Genomic DNA, 12,397 nt, shown 5'->3' with positions numbered 1-12,397 from the left:
GAGATGAAAATGCGAATGATCAACCTTTTTATCGGGCTTTTGGTGGCAGTATTTGCCCTCTTTTTAGGCCCGCAAATGGCTTCTGCTGAGCCTGATTTGGCCTTGGGAGCCAAGGTCTTTCAGGCCAAATGTGTGGGTTGTCACTTGAACGGGCGCAACACTTTGGTGGCAGCGAAAAACCTTTCTCTGGCGGCTCTTCATGAGTACCACGTAGACACCCCTGAGCTGATCCAGGCCCAAGTGAGAAACGGCAAAGGGGCCATGCCGGCTTTTGCCAAGATTCTCAAGCCGGAGGAGATCGAGGCGGTGGCGGCCTACGTTTTGGATCGCGCTGAGCACAACTGGAGTAGAGGCTAGTGTCCAAAGAGAGGACTCAAGATCCAGCCCTGCTCCAGGGGAGACCAGTGGAGCGGCTGCCTCACGAGCAGGGATGTGAAGGACAGGGATCCCGCCGCCAGCTTCTCTCAGTGGGCATAGGGGCCCATGGGCTAGTGGCGGTGGGCATTTCTGCCCATGGGGTGGTAGCCATCGGCGTGGTCACCCACGGCATCCTCTCCATTGGCCTAGTAGCCATGGGCGCTCTCTCCTTTGGGCTGGTGTCCATGGGCTTGGCCAGCGCCGGCCTGGTGTCCATGGGTCTCTCCAGTTGGGGCCAGCACAGCATGAGCCTGATGGAATCCCACGGATCCCATCACCATCCCTAGGTTTTGACCAACAAACACTGCATTTTTCTCTTTCCCTACAGGTTTATAAGGAGCATCTGCGAATGTTCAGTCTGCAAAGTTACTTGACCCTGGCCAAGAAATCTCTGCTGGCCCTGGGAATGAGTTTTTTACCCCTTTCCTCTGCCTGGGCCCATGTTACCGTCCATCCCAAAGAGGCCCCGGCGGGCAGCTTTGCCAAGCTCACCTTTCGGGTGCCCCATGGCTGCGATGGATCCCCGACCGTGCGCCTGCGGGTGCAGATCCCGGAGGGATTCGTCTCTGTGAAGCCGATGGTGCATCCCCTGTGGAAAATCGAGACGGTCAAAAAGCCGCTGGAGACCCCCTATGAGTCGCATGGGAAGATGATTACCGAAACGGTTGCCGAGGTGATCTGGAGCGGCGGCTCGCTGCCCGATGAGTTCATGGATGAGTTCAGCATCCGCGCCAAGCTGCCGGATCGGCCCGGCGAGGTCATCCCCATCCCGGTGATCCAGGAGTGCGAAAAAGGCATGCACCGCTGGATCCAGGTGGCGCAGCCGGGCGAGGATCCTAAGAGCTTGCCGGAGCCGGCCCCGCTGCTGAAGCTGACAGGTGGAGACAGTGGACATGGGCAAGGCCACGGGCATGGACATGGGCATGGTCACGGTACCCGCTAAGCGGTCTGCTTAGGAGCATGTTTCATCCCAAAAGGGGTTTTGCTTGGATTTGGTCTGGGATCCTCTGCGCCTTGCTGTGGGTGGCCGGGATCCCGCCCGCTTTTGCCCATGCCAGCTTGCTCTCCACCTTCCCAGAGGATGGGGCGGTGCTGCAGGAAGCTCCGGCCCAGGTGCGGCTTGTTTTCAATGAGCCGGTGCAGATCACACAGCTCCAGGTTTTAGACAGCAACGGACGAGCTCTGCCCTTAGAAAATCGGGTGACCAGGGGTGAGGCACCGCAGGGGGATTTGCCGCAGGGGATCCCCGAGGGAGTTTACATCGTCAGTTGGCGGGCCATTTCTGCCGATTCCCATCCGGTGAGTGGATCGTTTGCCTTCCAGGTGGGGGCAGCCGATCCTGGGCAATTGCAGGCGGCGAGGACAGCTCACGCCCAAGGAAGGGATCCCTTGTACTGGCCGCTGGTGGGGGTACGCTGGGGGATCTACTTGGGCAGCCTCTTTGTGGTGGGGGTGCTGGGCTGGTGGCGACTGTTGCGGGGGCAGCGGAGCAGTTTCGCCGATTCTGATCGCGTCAGCGGGGCGGAGCCCTTATCTTGGGCTTTTGCGACAGCTTGGATCACCCTCAGTTTGACCGCGGTGGCCTTCAGTCTGCATTTGGCCCAGCTTTACCCCCACTTCAATGGGCGAGAGCTGCTGCGTGTGATGCTTTCTCCCTACGGTTGGGGTACAGGGCTGCGGCTGGTGGGGCTAGGGATCCTGATCTGGGCCTGTGAGGGAGGTGCCGTCTGGGCCAGCGGTATGGGGTCGGTGTTGGTGCTCGGCTCCTTTTTGCCCATTGGCCATGCTCTCACCAGTGAGCATCCGATGGGGACAATGGCGCTGCTGGGGCTGCATCTGGCCGGTTCAGCTTTCTGGTTGGGAGGGTTGTGGGGGCTGGAGCGCCTGCTGGGCAAGGAATCTGCTCCCTACCCATCTGTAGGCATCATCCAACGGTTTTCTGACGTGGCCACCTGGGCGGTACCGGGGCTTATCCTGGCGGGGGTGGGGATGGGTGGGATCCACCGCGGCTGGCACTGGGATCATCCCTACGGCCAGTATCTCTGGGCCAAGCTGCTGCTGGTGCTGATGATGGTGGGGCTGGGCGCCCACAACAAGTTTCGGCTGGTGCCGGGATTACAGCAAGGTGGACAGGCCGCGGGCCGGTCGCTGCGCCGGATCGTCCGCCTGGAGTTGGTGGGGCTGATTCTGGTGCTGGGCTTGACCAGCTTCCTGGTGGCCCAGGCTCCCCCCAGTCATGGGAGGCAGGGCATGGGAGCCCCACTGGAGTCGGGCTTGCAGACCAGTTGTGAAGAGCGCTTGAACTGGCCGGAAGGCAGCCTGCACCTGAGGATTCTGCCCTGTCGTCCTGGGGAAAATCAAATTCGGGCTGAGGTGAAGGGAGTCCCGGCCCAGGAATTGACCCTTGGGTTTTCCCTGCCGGAACACGGGATCCCCCCTCTACGCCGTACTGTAGCGCCGGATAGGCCTGGCCAATTTGTGGTGGAAAATGTGCCTCTGGCCCTGGCGGGGGAATGGCAGATCGAGGTGAGACTGCTGATCAGCGATTTTGAAGAGCGGCGAGGTCAGATCGCGGTTTCTCTCTGACTGAATTGTTACAGACATTGAAGATCGCGAAAAGAAAAAGCAGAAAAAGACCCTGGATAGGAGCTGTGGGTTGCTCCGCCCAAGGGCGTCGGCCTGTGGCAGAATCGAGCCAGCTCGTAGTGGCAAAAGGCTGCTCCGCTCAGGCGACTGGCTTGGCTATGGAAGACAAGATCAGAGCGGGAAGTGTGCTCAGGGGACGCTATCGCATTCTCCATCCCCTCGGGGAAGGAGGGTTTGGCGTAACCTACAAGGCGGTGGATCAAGACACCTTCGATAGCCCTTGCGTCGTCAAGCGCCTTCGCCCCCTCTCCACGGATCCCTATACGTTGGCCACGGCTCGCAAGCTCTTTGAACGGGAAGCCAAGGTTCTCAACCGGCTCAACCACTTCGACCAAGTGCCCCGCCTTTTGGCCCACTTCGAGCAGGATCAGGATTTTTACTTGGTGCAAGAGTTTGTTGCCGGGCATGATCTCAGCCAGGAGCTGATCCCGGGCAAGCCGCTGAGCGAGGCCGAGGTTTTGAAACTGTTGTGGGATATTTTGGAGATCCTGCGCCATGTACACGCCCACCAGATCGTCCATCGGGATATCAAGCCGGCCAACCTGATGCGCCGCGATGCCGATGGCAAGTTGGTGTTGATCGACTTTGGGGCAGTCAAGGAAGTGGGGCGGTTGGTCAGCCATGCCCCCGGCCAAACTCAGTTGGCGACGGTGATTGGCTCGGTTGGCTACATGGCGCCCGAACAGCTCAACGGCAAGCCCCAGCCCTGCAGCGACCTGTACTCCGTAGGGGTGCTGGCCATCCAAGCCCTCACCGGTCGTCCTCCCCATAAGATCCGGGATGATCCCCGCACCGGCCAACTGCTCTGGCGGGATTTGGTTCAGGTCAGCGAGGAGCTGGCCGAGATTTTGGATCGCCTGATCTGCCCCCACTGGCAAGAGCGCTTCCAGTCCGCTGCTGAAGTGTTGGAGGCGCTGCGGCCCCTGTTGCCTTTTCCCCAAGAGGCGACGCTCGGCGATGTTTCGGTGGATCAGGTTTTGGTGACGCGCCTGTTGGCCCGCGCACAGGAGAAAGCCCGCCAAGGGGATTTCCAGGGGGCGATTGCCGACTGTACGTTGGCCATTCAATTGGATCCCCAAAATAGCCGCGCCTACAGCCAGCGGGGCAGCGCCCGCTACAAAAGTGGGGACTTGGCAGGGGCCATCGCAGATTACACCCAAGTCATTCAACTGGCAGGGGACGCCCGCGCCTATTTCAACCGCGGCATTGCCCGCTACCGGCTGGAGGACTACGAGGGAGCTGTTGCCGACTACACCCAGGCTCTCGGCCTCAACCCACAATGGGCGGTGGCCTACTACAACCGTGGCAATGCTTACCGGCAACTCAATCAGCAGCAGCAGGCCATCGAAGACTATTCGCGGGCCATTGAGCTCAACCCGGAAGATGTGCGGGCCTATTTCAACCGCGGCGTGGTGCGCGGCCATCTGGGAGATGCGCAGGGGGCAGCAGCCGATTTTTCCGAGGTGATCAAGCGGGACCCTCAGGACGGGGAAGCCTACTTCAACCGGGGAGTGGCGCGGGTCCAGTTGTCAGATTTGCAAGGGGCTGTCGAGGACTACACCCAAGCGCTGCAGTTGGATCCTCGCCACGGCAAAGCCTATTACCACCGGGGCCTGGCCCGGCAAGCGTTGGGGGATCCCCAGGGGGCTGTTGAAGACTTTTCTCAGGCCCTATCCCTACGGTCTGCTGAGGCCACTGAGCTACCTGAGGCAGAGGCGGCAGCCCAGGCGGATCTCTACTTGCAGCGGGCCATGGCCTACCTGAGCAGCAACACCCTGGAGCCGGCGCTGGCCGATTGTGAACAGGCTCTCCGTCTGGATCCCAACCTGTCGCGGGCCTATCTCTGCCGGGGCTTGGCTCGCCAGGGGCTGGGGGATCCCGGCGGCGCTCTGGCAGACTTCAACCGCGCCCTGGAGCTGGATCCCCAAATGGCCAAAGCCTACCTCAACCGAGGCATTGCCCACCTGGACTTGGGCAACATCGAAGCGGCTTTGTCCGACTTGAACCAGGCCATTGCTTTGGATCCCCAAGATGCCAGTGCCTACAGCAGCCGCGGGCGAATCCATTGGCTGTTGGGGGATCCCCTGGCGGCTCTGCGGGATTATACAGCTGCCCTGGAGCGGGATCCGCAGAACCCTCAGCTCTACTTCAACCGCGGCCAACTCCATGCTGAGCGGGAAGATTGGCCGGCAGCCTGTGAGGACTTCTCGCAGGTGTTGCAGTGGGCGGCGAGGCCTGGGATCCCACGCGGGCCGGAGCTGCTGTTGAATGCCCATCTGCGCCGCGGTATGGCACGGCAACGGTTGGGGGATTGGCAGGGAGCGCTGGCCGATTTCGACCAAGCTCTGCAAGGGGATCCTCAGTCGGGCTTGGCTTATTTCCATCGCGGCCAAGTGCGGGCTGCTCTGGGAGATGGGCTGGGGGCCATCCAGGATTACCACCAGGCTTTGGCGCTGGGGGTGGCAGTGGCCGAGGCGGATATCCGCCGAGATCTGGCGCGGGCCCAAATCCAGACGGGAGATCTGCAGGCGGCCTTGGAGCAGTTGAACGAGGCGGTGCGCTTGCAGCCGGAACGGCGGGATCTGCGCCAAGAGCGAGCTGAGTTGTGCCGACAGCTGGGCCGGTGGCCAGAGGCCATTGCCGACTACGACGAGGTGTTGCGGCAGGATCCTCAGGACTGGACGGCTTGGCTGGGACGGGGCATGGCCCATGGACAGGTGGGCAACTGGGATTCCGCCATTCAGGATCTCAGCCGGGTTTTGCAGCAGGATCCTGACCACAGGGAAGCGCTGTGGCACCGAGGACAAGCCCTGCAGCAGTTGGGTCAGACCGAAGCGGCCTTGCAAGATCTCAACCGCTTGCTGCAGCGGGATCCCCAACACAGGATGGCCCGCTTGGCCCGCGGCTCTCTGTTGTTGACGTTGGCAGTGCGCGGCACCGATGGCCCTACCAACCGTGCGGAGCAGGATCGCGTCAGCGGGACGGAGTCCTTGGAGCTGGGGTACTACGCGCAGGCTGAATCCGACTTCGACCAAGTCATCCAGGAAGAGGCCCAAGACGGGGAACAGTCCCGGCAGCTCTATCTGGAGGCCCACCTGAAGCGGGCCCAAGTCCGCCGCCTGCGCCACAACCTGGAGGGGGCAATAGCCGATTGGGATCGGGTCTTGGAGCTGGCCAGCCCAGGGGATCCAGAAGTGCTGGTCACCGAAGCCCTGTTGTATCGGGGCTTGTGTCGCCAAGAGAGGGGGGATCTGGCTGGGGCGTTGGCCGATTTCACGGCGCTGATCCAGCAGCAACCGCAGGCTTCTCAGGCTTTTGCTTTGCGGGCAACGGTGCATCTGGCTTTGGGGGATCAAGAGATGGCACTGGCGGATCTCGACCAAGCCCTGAGTCTTGACCGAGACTGGGGGGTGGCCAATGCTGCCCTGGCCTACCGTCAACGGGGGGATCTACACCGGCAGGCCAATTGCCCTGAGCTGGCCATTGCCGACTACACGCAGGCCCTGGCCTTGAACCCCCAGGAGCACTCTGCTTTGCTCCACCGAGCTCTCCTGTGGGATGGCGAGGGACAGACGGACAAAGCGATAGAAGACTACACCCGACTGCTGCAACTGGAGCTGGATCCCCAGGAGCGGGTCTGGGTTTTGAACAACCGCGGCTGGGCCTACGCCCAACAGGGGGATTTTTCGGCGGCCATCCGCGACTACGACCAAGCCATAACACTCTGCACTGCTGACGCGAGCGATAGGGATCCCTGCCACCTCAAAGCCCACTTCAACCGCGCCCTGGCCCGGACTGCCCTTGGGGATTGGCAGAGAGCCTGCCAGGATTTCCAGGCTGCCCTCCAGATGCAAGGGTACGAAGGTCGGCTTTTGGAAGACGTTATCGCTAGTTATTTCAAAATAGGTTGAGACACTTCCCAAAGGCTCCGCGCCGTCGCCGCGGCCACCTCCAACCTCTCTTAGAAATCGATGGGATTTGAATGGACAGTTAGAGGGATCGGCTCAAGCCTCCTCCGCCACTTCTCCCGTCTCGGGCCGCAGCAGCGGAAAGGCAATGACATCGCGAATGCTGGGAGCGTCGCACAGCAGCATCACCAAGCGGTCGATCCCCACGCCCAGGCCACCTGTGGGGGGCAGGCCATATTCCAAGGCGGTGAGAAAGTCTTCATCCAGAAAATGGGCCTCTTCATCGCCGGCTGCCTTCAGGGCTGCCTGGGCCTCCAGCCGCTGCCGCTGATCCACCGGATCGGTGAGCTCGGAGTAGGCGTTGGCCGTCTCCCGCCCAACGATGAACAGCTCGAAGCGCTCGGCCAACCCCGGTTTGCTGCGGTGGGGCTTGGTGAGGGGACACACCTCCAGGGGATAGTCCAGAACAAAGGTGGGCTGGCGCAGGCGGCTCTCGCAGCAGTGCTCAAAGGCTTTGACCAGCAACTGGCCGGGGGAGTCCTGGGGGGAGAGATCGGGGATCCCTTGGGCGGCCAAGGCCGGCAAGAGCTCTTCAGGGCATCCCTTTTCCACATCGATGAAAATGCCAGTGGCCTCCTCCACCAGCTCCTGCATCGTCACCCGTCGCCAGGGAGGGGTGAGGTCGATGGCTTCCCCTTGGTAGGTGAGCTGCAGGGATCCCCGCACCGCCAGGGCGGCGTTGCAGACCAGGGTTTCCGTCAGCTCCATCATGGTGTGGTAGTCGGCGAAGGCTTGATAGGCCTCTAGAGAGGTGAACTCCGGGTTGTGGCGGGTGGAGATGCCTTCGTTGCGAAAGACCCGCCCAATTTCATAGACTCGCTCGATCCCGCCCACCACCAGCCGCTTCAGGTGCAGCTCGGTGGCAATGCGCAAGTAGAGATCCAGATCCAGGGCGTTGTGGTGGGTAACAAAAGGCCGCGCCTCCGCCCCGCCGGGGATCACCTGCAACACTGGCGTCTCAATTTCCACAAAACCTCGCTCTTCCAGAGTCTGCCGCAGGGAGCGGATGATCTGGGCGCGGTCGAGCAAGGTCTGCTTGACCTCAGGGTTGACGATGAGATCGACGTAGCGCTGGCGGTAGCGTTTCTCCACATCCCGCAGGCCGTGCCACTTGTCCGGCAGCGGCAGCAGGGCCTTGGTCAGCACTTGGTATTCATCCACCCGCACCGACAATTCCCCTTTTTCGGTACGCTTCAGGCAGCCCTTGGCCCCCAGCCAATCGCCAACGTCGATGAGCTTGTCCAGGTTCTTGAAGGCCAGCTCCCCCATCTGCTCCGTCAGCCGTTTCTTGTCTAGATAAAGCTGAATGGTGCCGGAGCGATCCTGAAGGGTAAAGAAAGCCAGCTTGCCCATGACCCGCCGCGCCCGGATCCGCCCGGCCACCGCCACCTGCACATCCTCCCGCTCGCCGCCGGGCTCTAGGTCGGCAAATTGCTCCTGCAGCTCGGCAGCCAGATGGGTAACAGGAAAAGAATAGGCATAGGGCGGGATCCCTTGTTCCCGCAGGTGTTGGGCTTTTTCCAGGCGGGCGGCCCGTTGGGCGGCTTCGCTGCTGCTGGGGAGAGTGGACATGGCGGTGGATAGGCAATGGACAATGGAAGCCCCGTTAGGGACGGGATTTTTCAGGCTGCCGGCGGTGCGATCGCGTTAGCGGGACGGAGTCCTTTCGCGTTAGCGGGACGGAGTCCTTTGCCGTGGGAACGCAGCAGCTCCAAAAGGGCTTCGGCCCGTTGGCGTTCTGCCTCAGCGCGCTGTTGTTCCAGAGCAGCCTTTTCTTCGCCGGTGGGCAAAACCTGCCCCTCCCGATCACACCAGCGTAGCCATTCGGTATTCACGACCTCAAAGGATCGCTGCCAGAGGGTTAAGCCCAGCCCGATCGCGTTAGCGGGACGGAGTCTTTTCGCGTTAGCGGGACGGAGTCCTTTGTCCTCCAGCCAGGTGGACGCGAAGGGGACAAACTCACCCCCCCGCCGCTGAAAAAGGGCCAGAGGGGATCCCTGCAGTTCCCTTAGTTGCCGCAAGGGAGAGGCTACGCCCGCTGTGCGATCGTAGACCGCGTAGTAGCTGACGCCGGCGCGGGCATAGTCTTTGCGTTTGCGGCCCAGCTCTTCCCCTTTGCGCTTGGAGACAATCTCAATGACCACATCCGGCGGCTTACCCATCTCCCAGACCAGGTAGGTGCGATCTTCCTTGCGCTCAAAGCTGGCGGGGGGAGCCACCTCCAGGCTGAGCGTCACATCGGGCATCAGGGGGGGCAGTTTGAGGGCAGAGAACAGGCCAATATTGGCTGTGGCCAAAAAGGGGATCAGCTCCCCCGTGTCTTCGGCCTTGGGCTGGAAGGAGGCGTAGAGAGCGCTGGTGAGCAGGCGCTGCAGCTTTTTGGAGAGAATGCTGTCCGCGGGCTCATCATCCTCGATGACCAGGTCGCTGTTCGCGCAGCGGGTGTAGCCTTTATCCGGTGGCGGAGGAAATGCCGTCTCTGGCATCGAGGGCTGGACTGGGCTGGAGGGTGCGGAAACCATGCTCACCGGGATCCCTTGCTGGTGTTGCTAACTACGGACTAGGGCTCAGCTAAGGCTGCTGAGCTGTTTGCCCAGCAGGCGTAGCCTTTTTCGAGGGTAACAAAAGTTTTCGGGAACATGATGGACATGCCACCGAAGCAGCGGATGCCGATCGCGTTAGCGGGACGGAGTCCAATCGCGTTAGCGGGACGGAGTCCTTGCTTGGCCTTTGGAGATAGGCGCAGCAGAGCCCAGCAGCCGGCGACGGGTGGAAGGCAAGGGGATGTTCACTCTGCGCTCTGGGAACCGGGCACAGCCACCAGCAGGGCTTCCAACACCCGCTGCACCCGACTCAGGCGCAGGCCGTGATCCGACAACACAGGGCTGTTGGGGATGATGGCGTGGCGAAACCCCAGTTTGCTGGCTTCTTTCAAGCGCTGCTCCAACTGGGCCACCGGGCGCACCTGCCCCCCCAGTCCCACCTCGCCAATCAGGACTGTAAAAGGATCCACTTGGCGATCCCGGAAGCTGGCGGCCACGGCCACTGCTACCCCCAAGTCGGCAGCTGGCTCGGCTACCTGAATGCCGCCGGCAGAGGCGATGTAAGCATCGTATTTGGAAAGCGGGATCCCCACCCGTTTTTCCAGCACGGCCAAGATCTGCAAAAAGCGGTTGATTTCAATGCCGGTTGAGGTGCGGCGGGGGGAACTGTAGCTGGTGGGGCTGACTAGGGCCTGCACTTCCACCACCAAGGGGCGGGTGCCCTCGCAGGCAACGATGGTGGCTGTTCCGGGCATGGCCTGATCCCGGCTACTCAAAAAAAGCTGCGAGGGGTTCTCCACCTCCACCAAGCCAGAGGCGGTCATCTCAAAAACACCCATTTCCTGGGCTGCCCCAAAGCGGTTTTTGACGGCGCGCAATAGGCGGTGGCTTTGGAAGCGATCCCCCTCAAAGTACAAGACCGTGTCCACCAAATGCTCCAGCACCTTCGGCCCGGCCAGGGATCCGTCTTTGGTAACATGGCCTACAATCAGCAGAGCCACCCCCAGTTTTTTGGCCAGCCGCATTAACAGGCCGGTGCATTCCCGCACCTGGGAAACGGATCCCGGCGCCGAGGTGAGTTGCCCCCAGAAGATGGCTTGAATGCTGTCGATCACCGCCACCTGCGGTTGCAGAGCCTGGATCTCCGCCACGATGGCCTCCAGGTCGGTCTCGGCCAAGAGGTAGAGCTGCTCGCTTTCCACCCCCAGCCGCTCGGCGCGTAGCTTGATCTGCTGGGCTGATTCTTCCCCCGACACGTATAAGATGGGCCCGCTCTTGGCCAGGTGGGCAGCGCTCTGCAGCAGCAGGGTGCTCTTGCCAATGCCCGGATCCCCGCCAATCAACACCAGGGATCCCGGCACAATGCCACCTCCCAACACCCGGTCAAACTCGCCATAGCCGGAGGAGAGGCGAGGGTGGCGATCTGAGGAGACCTGGGAGAGGGGGAGGGCCGACCGGGGGATCCCATTGGCGCGGTTGGACCTAGGAGCGAGGGCTTGGGCCCGTGGGGACTTGGCCGCTGGGGCGACGACCACTTCCGTCAGGGTGTTCCAGGCGCCGCAATGGTCGCAGCGGCCCAAAAACTTGGCATAGCGCTCGCCGCACTGGCTGCACTCCCAGACGGTTTTGGCCTTGGCCATAGCCGGGGACTCCTAGGCCTGGGGAGCAGCGGCGACAGGGAGGGGCACCTCCGACAAGACCAGGGATCCGCACTGGGCGTGGTGGCGCAGCAGATGGTCGCAGAGGACCAGGGCCACCATCGCCTCCACCATCGGCACTGCCCGCGGCAAGACACAGGGATCGTGGCGTCCCCGCGCCGCCAAAACCGTCTCTTGCCCATTGAGGGTGACGGTGTTTTGAGGCTGGCGAATGGTGGCAGTGGGCTTAAAGGCTACCCGCAGGACGATGTCTTCGCCGTTGCTGATGCCCCCCTGGATGCCGCCGGAGCGGTTGCTGCGGGTGCGCCAGCCGCCGGGGGTCATGTAAAACTCGTCGTTGTGCTGCTTGCCCGTCAGGTAGGTGCCGGCAAACCCCGAGCCAATCTCAAACCCCTTGCTGGCTGGCAGGGACATCACCGCCTTGGCCAAGTCGGCCTCCAGCTTGTCAAACACCGGGGATCCCAGCCCGCGCGGCACCCGGCGGGCTACACACTCCACCACTCCCCCCAGCGAATCCCCTTCCCGCGCCGCCTCCTCAATTTTTTGGATCATGGCCGCCGCCGCTTGGGGATCGGGGCAGCGGACGATGTTGGCCTCCACCTGCTCTGCAGTTACCGAGCTGGGATCCACCTGGGCTTCCACGTCTTTTACCCGCTGCACGTAGGCCAGGATCTCCACCCCTGCCGCTAGGCGCAGGATCTTCTTGGCAATGGCCCCGGCAGCCACCCGGCCAATGGTTTCTCGCGCTGAGGCCCGTCCGCCCCCCTGCCAGTTGCGGATGCCGTACTTGGCCTGGTAGGTGGCATCGGCATGGGAAGGGCGGAAGGTGGTGGCCATCTCCTGGTAGTCCTGGGGGCGGGCATCTTGGTTGCGCACCAGGATGTGGATGGGGGTGCCCAGCGTAAAGCCCTGAAAAACCCCGGAGAGGATCTGGCAGCGATCCGCTTCCTGGCGGGGCGTCGTGATGGGGCTCTGGCCAGGACGCCGCCGATCCAGCTCTGCCTGAATGTCGGCCTCGCTCAAGGGCAGCCGCGGCGGGCAGCCATCCACCACCACCCCCACCGCCCCCCCGTGGGACTCGCCATAGGTGGTCACGCAAAACAGGACACCGAAGGAGTTGCCGTTGGCCATGGGATCCCCAAGCAAGAAGCCGTTACTCGCAGGC

Annotated in this window: 9 protein-coding genes; 5 read left to right on the top strand and 4 right to left on the bottom strand. The window is 62.3% G+C overall.

All coding sequences use genetic code 11. From position 1 onward, the window contains the following. The first annotated feature begins 15 nt into the window (after positions 1 to 15). From CYB_RS07235 to CYB_RS07215, 5 genes are all read left to right on the top strand, one after another. Entirely contained in the window at positions 16 to 357 is a 342-nt protein-coding gene (locus CYB_RS07235) for a c-type cytochrome (RefSeq protein WP_011433133.1), read from the top strand. Then, entirely contained in the window at positions 357 to 704 is a 348-nt protein-coding gene (locus tag CYB_RS07230; protein ID WP_148202724.1) for a hypothetical protein, read from the top strand. The genes CYB_RS07235 and CYB_RS07230 overlap by 1 nt, the downstream gene beginning before the upstream one ends. A 62-nt stretch (positions 705 to 766) precedes the next feature. Next, positions 767 to 1,360, top strand: a complete 594-nt coding sequence (locus CYB_RS07225; protein WP_011433131.1) for a YcnI family protein — start codon at positions 767 to 769, stop codon at positions 1,358 to 1,360. 17 nt (positions 1,361 to 1,377) lie between these two features. Continuing rightward, positions 1,378 to 3,003, top strand: a complete 1,626-nt coding sequence (locus CYB_RS07220; protein WP_011433130.1) for a copper resistance CopC/CopD family protein — start codon at positions 1,378 to 1,380, stop codon at positions 3,001 to 3,003. Between the two features lie 158 nt (positions 3,004 to 3,161). After that, the gene (locus tag CYB_RS07215; RefSeq protein ID WP_011433129.1) at positions 3,162 to 6,974 is read left to right on the top strand and encodes a serine/threonine-protein kinase; all 3,813 of its coding nucleotides are present in this window, start codon (positions 3,162 to 3,164) and stop codon (positions 6,972 to 6,974) included. 93 nt (positions 6,975 to 7,067) lie between these two features. On the opposite strand, the gene lysS is transcribed toward CYB_RS07215, so the two are convergent. From lysS to aroC, 4 genes are all read right to left on the bottom strand, one after another. Then, positions 7,068 to 8,603, bottom strand: coding sequence for a lysine--tRNA ligase (gene lysS, locus CYB_RS07210; protein ID WP_011433128.1), 1,536 nt, complete (start codon positions 8,601 to 8,603; stop codon positions 7,068 to 7,070). A gap of 50 nt (positions 8,604 to 8,653) precedes the next feature. After that, the gene (locus tag CYB_RS07205; protein WP_148202723.1) at positions 8,654 to 9,553 is read right to left on the bottom strand and encodes a Uma2 family endonuclease; all 900 of its coding nucleotides are present in this window, start codon (positions 9,551 to 9,553) and stop codon (positions 8,654 to 8,656) included. 266 nt (positions 9,554 to 9,819) lie between these two features. Then, positions 9,820 to 11,214: a DNA repair protein RadA gene (radA, locus tag CYB_RS07200; RefSeq protein ID WP_011433126.1), complete on the bottom strand. Its 1,395-nt coding sequence runs from the start codon at positions 11,212 to 11,214 to the stop codon at positions 9,820 to 9,822. A gap of 12 nt (positions 11,215 to 11,226) precedes the next feature. Continuing rightward, a complete protein-coding gene (gene aroC, locus CYB_RS07195) occupies positions 11,227 to 12,363 on the bottom strand; it encodes a chorismate synthase (RefSeq protein ID WP_011433125.1) in 1,137 nt (378 codons plus the stop codon). Positions 12,364 to 12,397: the final 34 nt, after the last annotated feature.

The organism is Synechococcus sp. JA-2-3B'a(2-13) (assembly GCF_000013225.1).
Lineage (GTDB): Bacteria > Cyanobacteriota > Cyanobacteriia > Thermostichales > Thermostichaceae > Thermostichus.
The sequence above is the reverse complement of the archived record's forward strand: the minus strand, read 5'-3'. Positions and strand labels throughout refer to the sequence as shown.